15 protein-coding genes are annotated in these 14,000 nt (G+C 71.1%); 4 read left to right on the top strand and 11 right to left on the bottom strand.

The window, feature by feature from the left end; genetic code table 11:
- Nucleotides 1-918: a hypothetical protein gene (locus tag ABT288_RS01355; protein ID WP_351601270.1), complete on the bottom strand. Its 918-nt coding sequence runs from the start codon at nt 916-918 to the stop codon at nt 1-3.
- 83 nt (nt 919-1,001) lie between these two features.
- Here ABT288_RS01355 and ABT288_RS01360 point away from each other — a divergent pair, with 83 nt between their 5' ends.
- The gene (locus tag ABT288_RS01360; protein WP_351601273.1) at nt 1,002-1,595 is read left to right on the top strand and encodes a flavin reductase family protein; all 594 of its coding nucleotides are present in this window, start codon (nt 1,002-1,004) and stop codon (nt 1,593-1,595) included.
- Nucleotides 1,596-1,751: 156 nt separating this feature from the next.
- Here the strand turns inward: ABT288_RS01360 and ABT288_RS01365 are convergent, their stop codons facing one another.
- From ABT288_RS01365 to ABT288_RS01390, 6 genes are all read right to left on the bottom strand, one after another.
- Entirely contained in the window at nt 1,752-2,186 is a 435-nt protein-coding gene (locus tag ABT288_RS01365) for a hypothetical protein (protein WP_351601276.1), read from the bottom strand.
- 34 nt (nt 2,187-2,220) lie between these two features.
- A complete protein-coding gene (locus ABT288_RS01370) occupies nt 2,221-3,360 on the bottom strand; it encodes a restriction endonuclease fold toxin-2 domain-containing protein (protein ID WP_351601279.1) in 1,140 nt (379 codons plus the stop codon).
- A 158-nt stretch (nt 3,361-3,518) separates the two neighbouring features.
- The gene (locus ABT288_RS01375; protein WP_351601282.1) at nt 3,519-3,746 is read right to left on the bottom strand and encodes a hypothetical protein; all 228 of its coding nucleotides are present in this window, start codon (nt 3,744-3,746) and stop codon (nt 3,519-3,521) included.
- Nucleotides 3,747-4,408: 662 nt separating this feature from the next.
- Entirely contained in the window at nt 4,409-4,789 is a 381-nt protein-coding gene (locus ABT288_RS01380) for a DUF6415 family natural product biosynthesis protein (RefSeq protein ID WP_351601285.1), read from the bottom strand.
- On the bottom strand, nt 4,786-4,989 hold the full coding sequence (locus tag ABT288_RS01385; RefSeq protein ID WP_351601288.1) for a hypothetical protein: 204 nt from the start codon (nt 4,987-4,989) through the stop codon (nt 4,786-4,788). The genes ABT288_RS01380 and ABT288_RS01385 overlap by 4 nt, the downstream gene beginning before the upstream one ends.
- A gap of 169 nt (nt 4,990-5,158) precedes the next feature.
- Entirely contained in the window at nt 5,159-5,878 is a 720-nt protein-coding gene (locus tag ABT288_RS01390; protein WP_351601291.1) for a GntR family transcriptional regulator, read from the bottom strand.
- A gap of 55 nt (nt 5,879-5,933) precedes the next feature.
- On the opposite strand from ABT288_RS01390, the gene ABT288_RS01395 reads away from it, so the two are divergent.
- Entirely contained in the window at nt 5,934-6,749 is an 816-nt protein-coding gene (locus ABT288_RS01395; protein WP_351601294.1) for a methyltransferase domain-containing protein, read from the top strand.
- Nucleotides 6,750-7,153: 404 nt separating this feature from the next.
- Here ABT288_RS01395 and ABT288_RS01400 read toward each other — a convergent pair whose 3' ends face one another.
- Nucleotides 7,154-8,458, bottom strand: coding sequence for an MFS transporter (locus ABT288_RS01400; protein WP_351601296.1), 1,305 nt, complete (start codon nt 8,456-8,458; stop codon nt 7,154-7,156).
- A gap of 107 nt (nt 8,459-8,565) precedes the next feature.
- Here ABT288_RS01400 and ABT288_RS01405 point away from each other — a divergent pair, with 107 nt between their 5' ends.
- Nucleotides 8,566-9,600, top strand: a complete 1,035-nt coding sequence (locus ABT288_RS01405) for a GlxA family transcriptional regulator (protein WP_351601299.1) — start codon at nt 8,566-8,568, stop codon at nt 9,598-9,600.
- A 73-nt stretch (nt 9,601-9,673) separates the two neighbouring features.
- Here the strand turns inward: ABT288_RS01405 and ABT288_RS01410 are convergent, their stop codons facing one another.
- From ABT288_RS01410 to ABT288_RS01420, 3 genes are all read right to left on the bottom strand, one after another.
- Nucleotides 9,674-10,726 (bottom strand): Zn-dependent alcohol dehydrogenase, encoded by a 1,053-nt coding sequence (locus ABT288_RS01410; RefSeq protein ID WP_351601302.1) that lies wholly within the window; start codon nt 10,724-10,726, stop codon nt 9,674-9,676.
- On the bottom strand, nt 10,726-11,874 hold the full coding sequence (locus ABT288_RS01415) for an acyl-CoA dehydrogenase family protein (RefSeq protein WP_351601305.1): 1,149 nt from the start codon (nt 11,872-11,874) through the stop codon (nt 10,726-10,728). The genes ABT288_RS01410 and ABT288_RS01415 overlap by 1 nt, the downstream gene beginning before the upstream one ends.
- Nucleotides 11,875-11,974: 100 nt before the next feature.
- Nucleotides 11,975-12,886, bottom strand: coding sequence for an SDR family NAD(P)-dependent oxidoreductase (locus ABT288_RS01420; protein ID WP_351601308.1), 912 nt, complete (start codon nt 12,884-12,886; stop codon nt 11,975-11,977).
- 86 nt (nt 12,887-12,972) lie between these two features.
- Here ABT288_RS01420 and ABT288_RS01425 point away from each other — a divergent pair, with 86 nt between their 5' ends.
- Nucleotides 12,973-13,899, top strand: a complete 927-nt coding sequence (locus ABT288_RS01425; protein WP_351601310.1) for a cyclase family protein — start codon at nt 12,973-12,975, stop codon at nt 13,897-13,899.
- The last annotated feature ends 101 nt before the right edge of the window (nt 13,900-14,000 follow it).

The following is a 14,000-nucleotide window of genomic DNA, read 5'->3' on the forward strand; positions in this document are numbered from 1 at the left end:
TCAGTCCCCGGTGCGGTCCAGGGTCCGGAGGGTGCCGGCGTCCGGGTCACCGAAGAGGGCGTACAGCTGGGGGGCGGACTCGGTGCCGCTGATGGACCAGCGGGTGTCCCGTCCGCAGCCGGTGTCGAGGTGCAGGAGGATGCCGGCGCGGTCGGTGTGGTCCGTGCCGGGGTCGGACTTCCAGGTGCCGGAGCCCGCGCAGACCACGTAGTCCTTGTAGTCGGGGGCCGCCGAGTCCCGGTCCGTGGGTTCGGCCGGGAGTCTGTGGGCCTCGGCCCGGCCGTCGAGGGTGAGGCGCAGCTCGGCGCCGTTCTCGCCGTGCCAGACTCCGGCGAGCTGCCCGGCGGTCAGCTCGGGTGGTTCGTACTGCGGGATCAGGCCCATCGCGTCGGCCGCGATCCCGCCGCCGAGGGCCAGGACGAACAGGCCGGCGCAGGCGAGTGCCGAGCGCCACCAGACACCCCACAGCGACCAGGATCGCGTGCGGACGTAGGCGATGCCGAGCGCGGGCAGCAGGCCGAGGGCCGTGAGGACCGAGGCCGTGGTGGCGAACGGCCAGTTCCAGAGCGCCGTCGTCACCACACCCCAGCCGACGGCCGTGGCCGCTGCCGCGACCGTGCGGCAGGCCCGCTCCGGCCCGCCGAAACGCCGGAGCACCGGCCGGGCGAGCACGATCGCGGGCAGCGTCAGCACGGCGGAGAGGAACAGGCCCAGGATCGGCAGCAGCACCGGCCCGAATATCAGCAGGCAGAAGATCCCCCAGCCGCCACCTGAGCCACTCTCGTACTGGTCCTGGCTCGTGCTCCAGATCCACCACAGCAGGCCGGCCGTCGGCAGCTGCGCCGCGTTCACCGGAATCGCCGCGGCCAGATCGCTGCGGGCCGCCCGGACCCGCTCACGCGTTCTCTCCCACCCCATGGCCGCACCCTACGAAGTGCCTCTACGCGGCCCGGCCACGAGGCTTCCCATCTGACGCTCCGTCAGCTTGAATGGTTGGCGTGATGGGACACGCAGGGGCGGCGGCCGCCGCCGTCCGGTATCTGGGGCGCAGGCCCGTGGAGCCGTTGCCACGGCCGGAGTTGCGGTGCGTGCGGGAGGACGAGCGGGCGCCGGTGGACCAGGCGGCGTTCCGGCGGGTGCTGGGAAGCTTCGCGAGCGGGGTCACGGTGATCACGGCACCGGACGCCGACGCGTCGGGCTCGCCCGCCGGGTTCGCCTGCCAGTCCTTCTCCTCTCTCTCCCTCGACCCGCCCCTGATCTGCTTCATGGTGGGCCGTACGTCGACGACCTGGCCGCGCATCGCCCGTGCGGGCGTCTTCTGCGTCAACGTGCTCAGCGCCGGCCAGGACGAACTGTGCCGGGCCTTCGCGGTGAGCGGCGCGGACAAGTTCGCGGGGGTGGCGTACGACGCGGCCCCCGTCTCCGGCTCCCCGCGCCTCGCCGGCACCGCCGCGTGGATCGACTGCACCGTCCACGCCGTGCACACCGGGGGCGACCACCTGATCGTGGTGGGCCGGGTGGAGGCCCTCGGGGCGGAGGAGCCGGGCGAGCCACTGCTGTTCCACCGGGGGCGGTTCGCCCGGATCAGCATCTGACCCGCCAATGCCGACACCGACCGGGCGAAACGCGCCAGGGAACTGCTGGACCTGGTCGGCGGGTCCTCCCACCTCCCCGAGCCCCAGCGCGTCGCCGAGATTCAGCAGGCACTGGGCGACTCACCGGCCCCAGGAATGCGCCGCACCGCTCGCCGGTCAGCCTTCGACAACCTGGATGTGGTGCTTCAGTTCCTCAGCGATGCTCGCCACGTCTCCAGCCGCGGGCATGCGCCAGTCCGACTCGATGCCCCGCTCTACGGCGGGCTCCGAGGTGAAGCGGATCAGGTCCGGTGCGGGCAGGAACGTGTCGCGGAGCCAGGCGATGAAGACGGCTGCTTCAGCGGCGGTGTTGTCCGTGAGGACGACCGTGTCCCGGCCTTCGTTGGTGGCGAAGCCGTCGAACACGATTCCGTCATCCGACACGGCCCAGAAACACAGCCGCAGTTGGCGGCCCTGCTCGGTCTCGTAGCGGACGTCTTGGAACGCGGCGTCGAGCGCGGCACCGAACGCGGCCAGTTCGAGGTTCCAGCCGGCGGGGTTCTTGGCGGGTGCGTAGAGCAGGTAGGTCGTCTGGTATTCGTCGAGGTCCACAGCAGGAGGCGTCCTTCGTCGTTCGCGTTCGGGTCTAGGGCACGTACCGGGAGGTTCCCTTGACATTGTTTGCCGCCATGAGCGTCTGCCAGTAGGCGGCCGAGTCATTGTCGTTGGTGATGACCTCCAGGCCGCGGATCTGCTTGTGCTCCTTCATGGCCAGCCGGTAGTCGTTCAGTTCCTTCTCGTCCTTACCGACGAGGATGTCCTTCGGGCTCCACTTCTTCTTGCCGTTCTCGTCATATTTGTCTTCGAGGGCGAAAGTGTCCGGCGTACGAAACGAGTTCTTCTTGCACTCGTCGTCGGTGCCCTTCACGTACTTGGCATCGACCATGTAGCCATCGTCCGGCCGCATGCCGTCCGCTGCGATGGCGCCCTTCCGGGCGTCGGCGGGCAGCGGAATGAGCCGCTCGGGATAGCCAGCGGTCCGCAGCTGGTAGGCGTTGGCGGGATCTGCTGCATCGGGCCTCCCGCCGAATCCCATGGGCCGCAGCGTGTTCACCCACGTCACGAACGCTTTCCGGTCGGCGGGGCTGAGCAACTGGGTGGTGCCCTGCACCGGCGGCAGCGGGTCCTTGTGCAGAATGTTGGGGTCGGGGTCCCGGTAGACGGCGGGTATGACGCCGGGCAGGCCACCCTTGTACGACGCGAGTGCCAAGGGCACGGGTACCGGTTCGGGGACCGGGAGAAACGGCAGGCCAGGGAGGACGGGTGAAACGTCTGAACCGTGAGGGAGCTTGACGCGCTTCTCGGAGGTGTCCAGGGCGTGCGCCACATCGCCGAGTCGGTGGATCCACGGATCATTCAGTACGGCGTCGTGGAGGCCGCCGTCGTCACCGTTGCCGCCGAACATGGGAGAGTCCCAGGGCATGTCCACGTGGAAGATGTTCGCCCGGTCATCGGCGATCTTCACTTTGGCCGACTCGACGTGATCGGCGTACCGGTCGCACGCCTTGGCGAGCTGGGTGCAGGCGGCGACCAGATTCGCGACCAGCGGCTCGTCCGCGTGAGCCTGCTCGGGCGGGGCGGCGAAGCCGACGAAGCCCTTGAAGTAGCTGCGGAACGCGTCAGCGGCCTGGCCGGAGTGGGCCTTGTCAGCGGTGTGAGCGCAGGCCTGTGCGTCCTCCAGAAAGCGCGTCATCAGCTTCGCACCCCGGCGCCAGGTGCCCGCCACGTCCCGCAGCTTCTCCGGCGAGCCGCGGAAACGGTCACTCATCCCGGCGGGAGCGTACTGGTCGTACCACGCGGTGTCGCCGACGACCTCCGGAAGCTCCTGCCCCAGCCCGAGGAAGCTCTCCGAGCAGTCCGCTGCGGGATCGCCCATGCCGTCGGTCAGATCCACCTGCTGGCCGAGACGGTCTCGCCCATCACGTAAGCGCTGAAGCCGATCTTGTCGAGCGTCGTGGCTGCCGCGGACTTGTACACCTTCGCGAACGCGCGCCCCGCATCGTCGTCCCCAGCCATGCCATGCTGCCGGTCGAGTTCGTGAAAGAGGGCGACGGCGGTGTCCCGGGTGCCGACCATGACCGTGTCCACCATGCCCATGGACGCCTTGATCATGCCATCCACGATCAACTTCAAGTCCGGCCGCAGCCCCACAGAATCCCTCCGCGTTCGCTCGCCCGGAAACGTGGGCGATCAGATCTCCGTTCTATCGCACGAAGATCCTCATGGCAGCGTCGTGTCGAGCCAAAGGCCACGGGGACGAGGCGCATCGGGCCTCGGCTCAGCCCGCCACCGGGGAAGGCCGTCCTTCGCGGCCCACACCGATGGCGATGCCGTAGACGCCCGAAGGTCGACGCGGCCGTCGCGGCGCCAGCGCATCACGCCAACGAGATCGCGTTTCCGCCCGTTCTGACCACCCACATCGCCAACCAGGCCCTGGCCTGCCATGTACGGCGGATCACCACGGCCCGGCCCGGTCGCCGGACCAGATCACCCACATCGCCGACTCTCAGCGTCCGACCCGCTGGTAAATCGCCGGCATGGGCAGGAAGCCGCCCCGCGCGCCTCACCGACCGGTAGAGCTGCACCGCGAAGACCCCTCCCGCCGTGCCTTCCGGCACACGACAGGGAGGGGCGTTTGTCGGATGCGACCCTGACCCTGCGGTCGCCATGGGGGTGCTTCAGTCAGGCGTCCGCGCCAGCACCAGGGCGAGGACCGGGGCCGAGACGAGCGCCGCGTGCGCGAGCAGGCCGGCGATCGCCTTCATGGCCGCGCATCACGGCTGCTCGGCGTCCAGGTTCTCGTAGTGGTCGCACAGGGCTTTGACACAGCGGGCGAGCTTCCGCGCCACGGCCACGCGGACAGGCGGCGTGCAGCCGTCTCCGAGCCGCAGCTTTCTCTTCGCCTCGCCGACGTAGGCGAGCCCGCGGTGCCGCAGACCGCTGTCCCGCAGCAGTCGCCCGGCTTTCGCCTCCACCTCGGGGATCAGCAGCTCCATGTGACCGCGCAGCATCGCGGTGAGCGTGTCCAGCTCGCATGGGGCTGGAGGCAGCGCGTCAGGCGCGTCGTCGGGGCCCAGCAAGATGGCCGCTGTCTCGCGGATCGTTCCGATGTCCAGGGGCACGGTGGCATTGCCGCTCTCGGCCGTGGCGTTCACTGCTCGGCTGCCCGGGTCTTACGGCAGCCCGGGCAGCCGCACGCGGGAAGCACCGTGCTCAGTGGTGGAGGCCCTTCGCTGGGCAGGACGTTGACCGTGCCGCGCTCCGCGATGACAGTGCCGTAGCGGTTCACGGTGTAGATCCGGATCGTCATGCCGCCCCGCGGGACGGCATCGGGTGAGGCGGTAACGTTCGCCATGTCGACGCTCCTCAGCAGCGTTGGCCGCGCCCGGGGCCGTGTCAGCGGTCGCCGGGCTTCGTCATTTCGGCAGCCGGGCACAACACGCCCGCTTTCGCGGTGTGCTGACACAGCGCCAAAAAGAGACTGGACCGGTGGACCGGTCCAGTCAAGCCGCTTGCGTGAGCCACTACCCCATCGGGTATGTCTCGACCTCCTCGAAGACGTGCGACGGCGTGACACCCTCTTCGCACACCAACGGAAGACGGTCCTGGTCATAGGCCGTGTGAACCACAACGGCGACGGCTGCCGACTGTTCCGTCTCCAGCAACCGAGCTTCCTCGTCACTGGCCAGGCGGACGGTGGTGATGTCGACACCTTCGCAGGGCGAACGGCCGGTTTCACGGAGCACGTAGTGCGTGGTGCCCTCGGCGATCGGGCCAGGCAACGCCAGGCGGGGCGCCGCATCGGCGATGCCGGGCGGGAACCAGGCTGTGACGAGCGTCCCCGGCGAACCGTCGTCGAGCAGCACCAGACGCATACGACGCAGCGCGGTCTCGCCGGGTTTCAGGCCAAGGGCGTCGACCACGTGCGCGGGCGGCACGAACCGGTCCGGTGTGCCCAGCCGCCGGTACGGTGCACCACCCACGACGCGGCTGGAACCGGCCCGGCGGCGGCCCGCGGGCCTCGCGACCGGCGTCTCCACGACCACGAATCCGGTGCCTTGCCTGGCCTCGACCAGTCCATCGGCCCTCAGCACGTCGTACGCCTTGACCACGGTGGCCCTGGACACGCCCCACTGTTCGGCAAGGTCGCGGCCCGACGGCAGCAGGTCGCCCGGGCCGAACTCGCCCGACGCGATCCGGGTCCGGAGATCGTCGGCGATCTGCTCGTACTTGAGGAGGGGCATAAGGCATGTTTCCGATCACTGGACTGGTCCACTGCTCCGGAACCAGAATGCCCGCATGACACTTCCCGAGCTAGCGCCGGAGATCGTGAGGTTCTACACCGAGACCATCGACGAGGCGGACAGGCTGAGCACCACGGCCGACGGACGCCTGGAGATGGTGCGCACGCAGGAGTTGCTGCGGCGGTATCTGCCTATGCCACCAGCCCGCATCCTCGACGTCGGCGGTGGCCCCGGCGCCCATGCTCGTTGGCTGGTCGAGGACGGCTACGACGTTCATCTCGTCGATCCGATCCTGCGACACGTCGAGCAAGCCAAGGCCAGCGGTGCCACCGTGGAGGTCGGGGATGCCCGGAAGCTCACCGCCGGGGACAGCTCGGCCGATGTCGTCCTGCTGCTCGGCCCGCTGTACCACCTGATCGACCGCGCCGACCGCGAGCGGGCGCTCGCCGAGGCCTACCGCGTGCTCAAGCCGGGCGGTCTGCTGGCAGCGGCCGGTATCAACCGGTACTCCAGCCTCTTCGAACACGCCGCGTTCGCGCACCTGCACAGAGAACCCATGCAGAAGAGCATCGGCCGGATCCTCGCCTCCCAGATCCACGACGGGAAGAAGGCGTTCACATCCGCCTACTTCCACAGCGGGGAGCACCTGCGCGACGAGGTGACCGCTGCCGGGTTCAACGACGCCGAGGTGTTCGGGATCGAAGGCCCGGCCTGGTCCATGCTCGCGGCGGCCGAGCGGAACAGCGGGGGCGACCTCCGGGACACGCCCCTGTTCGAGTCGGCCCTGACCGCGGCACGCATGGCCGAGCCCTACCCCGAACTGCTGGCGGCGAGTTCGCATCTGCTGGCGTTCGGCCGACGGCCGGTCTGACCCAAGGTTCAGCACACCCCCAGCCGCCACCGCGCCGTCACCTCGGCCGCGCGGGCCGCGTGCAGGGGATTGTGACCCGGTCCGCGAGGCCGAGGCGGGTGAGGTCGTCCCGGGCGCAGGCGCGGGCCCGCGGGCTGAGGTCGGTCGCCATGACGCGGCGCACGCCCCCCCGGGGCAGGACGGCGGCCGGCACACCGGTGCCGGTGCCGAGTCGAAGGCGGTGTCTCCGGCGGGCAGGGGCGCTCGCGCGTGGGTGCAGGCGCCGTCGGCGGCGGGTACCGCGACACCCTTCGTGGCGACGGCCTCCTGACCGCGGGGCCGCCTCCCGGTTGCCGGGTGCAAGGCCTACGGCCTCCGGTCTGGCGGACCAGGACTCGCCAACTCCCCTTTCTGCGCGGTGGCGTTCAGGACACCACCGGTACCAGTTCAGCCGGGCGCCTGATCACCAGCGACATCAGTGCCGCCGCCGCGCACAGCGTGCCGGAGGCGTACCACATGAGGTCGTAGGTGCCGAAGACGTCGCGGGCGACGCCGCCGAGGTAGGCGACGAGGGCCGCGCCGACCTGGTGGGAGGCGAGCACCCAGCCGAAGACGATGGCGCTGTCCTCGCCGTAACTCTCGCGGCACAGGGCGAGGGTCGGCGGGACGGTGGCCACCCAGTCCAGGCCGTAGAAGACGATGAAGAAGAGCATCGGGGGGTGGACCGCCGGGCCCAGCAGCATGGGGAGGAAGAGGAGCGAGAGGCCGCGCAGGGCGTAGTACACCGCCAGCAGGCGGCGCGGTTCGAAGCGGTCGGTGAACCAGCCGGAGGCGATCGTGCCGGCCACGTCGAACACGCCGATGACCGCGAGCAGCGAGGCCGCCGTGGTGACCGGCATGCCGTGGTCGTGCTCGGCGGGCACGAAGTGGGTCTGGATCAGGCCGTTGGTGGAGGCGCCGCAGATCGCGAAGGTGCCGGCGAGCAACCAGAAGGTGCCCGTGCGGACGGAGGTGAAGAGGACCTTCAGCGTGCGGCGGGCGGCGCCGGTGACCGGCGGGGGCTTGGGCACGAACTCCCGGGCGCCGTACGGCTCCTGACCGACGTCGGCCGGGTGGTCGCGCAGCAGGATCCACACGAAGGGGACGACGGCGAGGGCGGCCAGGGCGACCGTCACGGCGGCCGGGCGCCAGCCGTGGTGTTCGGTCAGCCAGGACAGCACCGGCAGGAAGATCAGCTGGCCGGAGGCGGACGCGGCGGTCAGGATGCCGCTGACCAGGCCGCGTCGCTCGGTGAACCACCGGTTGGTGACCGTCGCCGCGAACGCGAGGGCCATCGAGCCGGAGCCGAGACCGACCAGCAGGCCCCAGCACAGCCACAGCTGCCAGGCCGCCGTCATCCACACGGTCAGGCCGGAACCGGCGGCGATCACGGTCAGCGCGACGGCGACCACCCGGCGGATGCCGAAGCGGTCCATCAGCGCGGCGGCGAAGGGGGCGGTGAGGCCGTAGAGCGCGAGGTTGATGGAGACGGCCGCGCCGATCGTGCCGCGCGACCAGCCGAACTCCTGGTGCAGCGGGTCGATGAGCAGGCCGGGCAGGGAGCGGAAGGCGGCCGCGCCGATGATGGTGACGAAGGTGACGGCGGCGACGAACCACGCCCGGTGCACACGGCGGCGCCGGGCGGGCGGGGCGGCCTGGACGGGGGCTGCGGCTGGGCTTGTCTGAGTCACGTCATACAGCCTGCTTATCCCATGAGCGCACATCGAGTGGCCCGGAGGACAGCATTCGTTAGGATCGGGCCATGAGTATCGATCGGGACATGCGTATCGATCGGGCCATGACTGGCGATCGGCCCACGACTGGGGATCGGGTCACGGCCACCGGCGCCGGTGCTTTCCGTCCGCACCGGATCGTCGTCCTGGCCCTCGACGGGCTGCTCCCCTTCGAGCTGGGCATCCCGCACCGCATCTTCGGCCGCCCGAAGGACGAGCACGGCCGGCATCTGTACGAGGTCGTGACCTGCTCGGTGCGGCCGCCCGGCCCGGTCGAGACCGACGCCGACTTCGCCGTGCACGTCCCGAACGGCCCGGAGGCGCTGGCCGGCGCCGACACGGTGATCGTCCCGGCGTCGTACGAGCTCGGCCCGGTCTTCGACGAGGGCCGGCTCACCGACGAGCTGGCCGCCGCCTTCGCCCGCATCCGCCCCGGCACCCGGCTCGCCTCCATCTGCACCGGCGTCTACGTCCTCGCCGCCGCCGGCTACCTGGACGGCCGCCCGGCGACCACGCACTGGGCCGACGCCGAGCGTTTCCAGCGCATGTTCCCGCGGGTCAAGGTGGACGCGGACGTGCTGTTCGTCGACGACGGCGATGTGCTCACCTCGGCCGGTGTGGCCGCCGGGATCGACCTGTGCCTGCACATGGTGCGCCGCGACTTCGGTACGGCGGTCGCCAACGACGTGGCCCGGCGCACGGTCGTACCGCCGCACCGCGACGGCGGCCAGGCCCAGTACATCGAGCGCCCGGTCCCGGACCCGCAGCTGGCCACGACGACCGCCGCCCGCGCCTGGGCGCTGGGCCGCCTGCACGAGCCGATCCAGCTGCGGGACATGGCCGAGCAGGAGGCCATGTCGGTCCGCACCTTCACCCGCCGGTTCCGCGAGGAGGCCGGGATCAGCCCCGGGCAGTGGCTCACCCAGCAGCGCGTCGAACGCGCCCGCCATCTGCTGGAGACCACCGACCTGTCCATCGACCAGGTGGCCCGCGAGGCGGGCTTCGGCACGGCCCAGTCGATGCGCCAGCACCTCCAGCAGGCCCTCGGGGTGACCCCGACGGCGTACCGGCGGACCTTCCGCGCCGGCGTCAGAACGTGAGTCAGAACGTGAGCCGGAACCTGGGTCAGAACGTGAGCCGGAACCTGGGTCAGAACGTGAGCCGGAACCTGGGTCAGAACGTGAGCACCGCCCGCGCCACCCGCCCCGCCTCCGCGTCCGCGCGCGCCTTGGCGAAGTCCTCCACCGGGTACACGGCCGTCACCAACTCGTCCAGCAGCAGGCGGCCTTGGCGGTACAGCTCGGCGTACAGGGCGATGTCCCGCTGGGGGCGCGAGGAGCCGTAGCGGCAGCCCAGGACGGACTTGTCCAGGTAGAGGGAGGAGACGAGGAAGGACGCCTCGGCGTCGGCCGGGGGCACGCCCAGCAGGACGGCCTGGCCGTGCCGGTCGAGGAGGTCGATCGCCTGCCGGATCAGCTCCACCCGGCCCACGCACTCGAAGGCGTGGTCGGCACCGGTGGGCAGGATGTCCTTCACCCCGTCCGCCGAGGTCAGGAAGTCGGTCGCGCCGAACCGCCGGGCCGCCTCCTCCTTGTCCGGGTTGGCGTCCACGGCGACGATCCTGAGCGCCCCCGCGAGCCGCGCCCCCTGCAGCACGTTCAGCCCGATCCCGCCGGTCCCGATGACGACGACGCTGTCGCCCCGGTCCACCCGGGCCCGGTTCAGCACGGCGCCCACGCCCGTGAGCACCCCGCACCCGATCAGCGCGGCCGGCTCCAGGGGGATGTCCTTGGGGATCCGCACCGCCTGTACGGCCTTGACGACCGTGCGCTCCGCGAAGGCCGAGTTGGCGGCGAACTGGTGCACCAGCCCCGCCGTGCCGCGTGTGAACGGCTTCCGCGGCCGCCCGATGGCCTGCCGGCACATCGTCGGCCGGCCCCGGTCGCACTCCGCGCACGTGCCGCAGTTGGCGAGCGTGGACAGGGCCACATGGTCGCCGGGCGCGACATGGGTGACGCCCGCGCCGACCGCCTCGACCACCCCCGCGCCCTCGTGTCCCAGCACCACCGGCACCGGGAAGGGAATGGTGCCGTCCACCACGGACAGATCGCTGTGGCACAGCCCGGCCGCCGCGATCGCCACCAGCACCTCACCGGGCCCCGGCTCGCGCACCGCGAGATCGTCGACCACCTGCACCTGCTTGCCGTCGAACACCACTCCACGCATCACACGGCCCCCTTGGGCTCTCTGGGCAGGCCGAGCACGCGCTCGGCGATGATCGTGCGCTGGACCTGGTCCGAGCCGCCGTAGATGGTGTCGGCCCGGGAGAAGAGGAACAGGTGCTGGACGGCGTCGAGTTCGTACGGCGCGGCGGCAGACCAGTCCGTGGGGCCGGCGGTGGCCGCCGCGCCCCTGACCTGCATCGCCAGCTCGCCGAGCCGCTGGTGCCAGCCGGCCCACAGCAGCTTGGCCACGCTGGGCGCGCCCGGGTCGGCCGAGCCGCCGAGGGTGCGCAGGGCGTGCCGGCGCATGGTCCGCAGCTCGGCCCACTGCCGCACGAGCCGCTCCCGTACGACGGGGTCCGCCGCCGCCCCCGTCTCCACGGCTACCCGTACGACCCGGGCCAGCTCCTCGGCGAACCCGATCTGTTGCGCGAGCGTGGACACCCCGCGCTCGAACCCGAGCAGGCTCATGGCCACCGGCCACCCCCGCCCCTCCCCTCCCACCACGTCCTCCACGCGCGCGTGCGCCCCGTCGAAGAAGACCTCGTTGAAGTCGCTGGTGCCGGTCATCTGCCGGATGGGGCGGACCTCGATACGGCCGGGCTGGTCCATGGGAACGAGCAGCAGGCTCAGGCCGTGGTGGCGCCGGGACTCCGGGTCGGTACGGGCCAGCACGAAGCACCAGTCGGCCTCATGGGCGAGCGAGGTCCAGATCTTCTGCCCGCTGACCCGGTAGCCGGTCCCCTCGCGTACGGCGGCCGTGCGCACCCCCGCCAGATCCGACCCGGCACCGGGCTCGCTGTAGCCCTGGCACCACAGTTCCTCGCCGGCCGCGATCGGCGGCAGGAAGCGGGCCTTCTGCTCCTCGGTGCCGTGGGCGATCAAGGTGGGGGCGAGGAGGTTCTCCCCGATGTGCCCGGAGCGCGGGGGCGCGGCCGACCGGGCGTACTCCTCGGCCCAGACGACCTGCTGGGTGAGGGTGGCCGTGCGGTTGCCGTACCCCGGCTGCGGCCACCCGAGACCTATCCACCCGGCCTTGCCGAGTGTGCGCTCCCAAGTACGTCTGTCCGTATCCGGGTCGGCATGGGCGGCCAGCCAGGCGCGGACCTCCGCACGGAACGTCTCGTCCTCTTGGCTGAACCCGAAATCCATTGAAGACCGCCTTAGATCGACGCGCCCCGAAGGGGCGCGGGGAACTGCGCGACAAGCCACAAACGACCCGCACCCGCCAAACCACAACGCCCCCGAGCCATCAGGCGTTCGGCCGAGAAGAACCCCGCGCCGCCTCTTCCATCGCCGAAAGCTGGGACAGCATCGGCATCGGATCCACCCCCACCGACCCCGGCAAGAGCTCCGCTATCTTCTCCGGGGTCCAACCGCCCGAGGCAAACGCGGAACGCAGTTCACGCGGCTGGGCCCACACCGCCAATTTCGGTCCCGCGATGGTGTACACCTGCCCGGTGATGCCCAGCGCAGCGGCCCCGTCGGACAGCAGGTACACCACCAGCGCGGCCACGTCCTCCGGCTCGCCGATCTCCGTCAGCTCCATGGGGACGTTCGCCGACATCCGCGTACGAGCCACCGGCGCCACCGCGTTCGCGGTCACCCCGTACTTGTGCAGGCCGAGGGCCGCGCTGCGGACGAGGGAGATGATCCCGCCCTTGGCCGCGCTGTAGTTGGCCTGGGACACGGAGCCCTGGTGGTTGCCGCTGGTGAAGCCGATCAGCGTGCCGGAGCGCTGCCCCCGCATCACCGCGGACGCCGCCCGGAAGACGGTGAACGTGCCCTTGAGGTGGGTGGCGACCACGGGGTCCCACTCCTCCTCGGTCATGTTGAACAGCATGCGTTCGCGCAGGATCCCGGCGACGCACACGACCCCGTCGAGACGGCCGTACGAGGCCAGCGCCACGTCGACCACCCGCTGCCCGCCCGCCATCGTGGAGATGTCGTCGGCGACCGCCACCGCCTCCCCGCCCGCCGTCAGGATCTCCTTGACGACGGCCTCGGCGACCTCGCTGGTGGGCGAGGCGCCGTCGACGGAGACGCCGTAGTCGTTGACGACGACCTTCGCCCCCTCGGCGGCAGCCGCCCGCGCGACCGCCCGGCCGATACCCCGCCCGGCGCCCGTCACGGCGACGACCTTTCCTGCCAAGAAGTTCCCCACGCCCGGCCCCTTCCCGCGGTTTCTGACGGTCCGTTAGATTTTATGGCGCGTCGGATGCGCGGACACAAGCCCCGGGGAGGCACCGGATGGCACTGCCGGAGGAGTTCCACGAGATCGCCGAGCGGGTGAACAACTGGGGGCGCTGGGGGACGGACGACGAGATCGGCACGCTGAACCTGATCACCGACGAGGTCGTCCGCGAGGCCGCCGCCTGCGTCCGCACCGGACGCCGCATCCCCCTCGCGCTTCCGCTCCAGCAGGACGGTGTGCAGGCCGGGGTGATCCCCGGGCGGGTCAACCCGCTGCACGTCATGGTCCAGATCAACCAGGAACTCTTCGGCCCGGGCACGGTGGCGTGCAGCGACGACGCGGTGACGATGGGGCTGCAGGCGGGCACCCACTGGGACGCGCTCACGCATGTCTCGCACTCGGGCCGGATCTACAACGGCCGCCCGGCGCACACGGTCACCGCGCACGGCGGCGCCGAGTTCGGCGGGATCGACAAGGCGCGGCACATCGTCTCGCGCGGGGTGCTGCTGGACGTGGCACGCGCGCGTGGCGTGGACCGGCTGGCGGGGGGCCACGCGGTGACGCCGGAGGATCTGGAGCGCGCCGAGGAGTTCGGCCGCGTCCGGGTCCGGGCCGGTGACATCGTGCTGGTCCGCACCGGGCAGGTGCAGGTGTATCTGGCCGGGGACAAGCACGGGTACGGCTATCCGTCGCCGGGGCTGTCCGTCCGTACGCCGGAGTGGTTCCACGCGCGCGATGTGGCGGCGGTCGCGAACGACACCCTCACTTTTGAGATATTTCCGCCCGAGTCGGAGAATCTGTGGCTGCCCGTGCACGCCCTGGACCTGGTGGAGATGGGGATGCTCCAGGGCCAGAACTGGAATCTCGAAGAGTTGTCCACAGCCTGTGGAGAAGCGGGGCGGTACGCGTTTGTGCTGTCCGCGACGCCCGAGCCGTTCGTCGGAGCGACGGGCGCACCCGTGGCACCCGTGGCCGTCCTCTGAGAACCCGGGGCGGGGCGTTGACCGGCCGGCGGCGCGCCTCCCCCCACCGTCGCGCGCACGCGCCGCCCACCGGGTGCGACCCACACTCGACAAGGGCCGCC

Origin of the sequence: Streptomyces sp. NPDC001093 (assembly GCF_040298985.1) — a bacterium.
In the GTDB taxonomy this organism is placed as follows: domain Bacteria; phylum Actinomycetota; class Actinomycetes; order Streptomycetales; family Streptomycetaceae; genus Streptomyces.

What these genes read in the sequence shown, in the direction of transcription:
- ABT288_RS01355 (WP_351601270.1), bottom strand. Translation starts at nt 918, where the DNA reads ATGGGGTGGGAGAGAACGCGTGAGCGGGTCCGGGCGGCCCGCAGCGAT.
- ABT288_RS01360 (WP_351601273.1), top strand. Translation starts at nt 1,002, where the DNA reads ATGGGACACGCAGGGGCGGCGGCCGCCGCCGTCCGGTATCTGGGGCGC.
- ABT288_RS01375 (WP_351601282.1), bottom strand. Translation starts at nt 3,746, where the DNA reads ATGATCAAGGCGTCCATGGGCATGGTGGACACGGTCATGGTCGGCACC.
- ABT288_RS01385 (WP_351601288.1), bottom strand. Translation starts at nt 4,989, where the DNA reads ATGGCGAACGTTACCGCCTCACCCGATGCCGTCCCGCGGGGCGGCATG.
- ABT288_RS01390 (WP_351601291.1), bottom strand. Translation starts at nt 5,878, where the DNA reads ATGCCCCTCCTCAAGTACGAGCAGATCGCCGACGATCTCCGGACCCGG.
- ABT288_RS01395 (WP_351601294.1), top strand. Translation starts at nt 5,934, where the DNA reads ATGACACTTCCCGAGCTAGCGCCGGAGATCGTGAGGTTCTACACCGAG.
- ABT288_RS01405 (WP_351601299.1), top strand. Translation starts at nt 8,566, where the DNA reads ATGACTGGCGATCGGCCCACGACTGGGGATCGGGTCACGGCCACCGGC.
- ABT288_RS01410 (WP_351601302.1), bottom strand. Translation starts at nt 10,726, where the DNA reads ATGCGTGGAGTGGTGTTCGACGGCAAGCAGGTGCAGGTGGTCGACGAT.
- ABT288_RS01415 (WP_351601305.1), bottom strand. Translation starts at nt 11,874, where the DNA reads ATGGATTTCGGGTTCAGCCAAGAGGACGAGACGTTCCGTGCGGAGGTC.
- ABT288_RS01425 (WP_351601310.1), top strand. Translation starts at nt 12,973, where the DNA reads ATGGCACTGCCGGAGGAGTTCCACGAGATCGCCGAGCGGGTGAACAAC.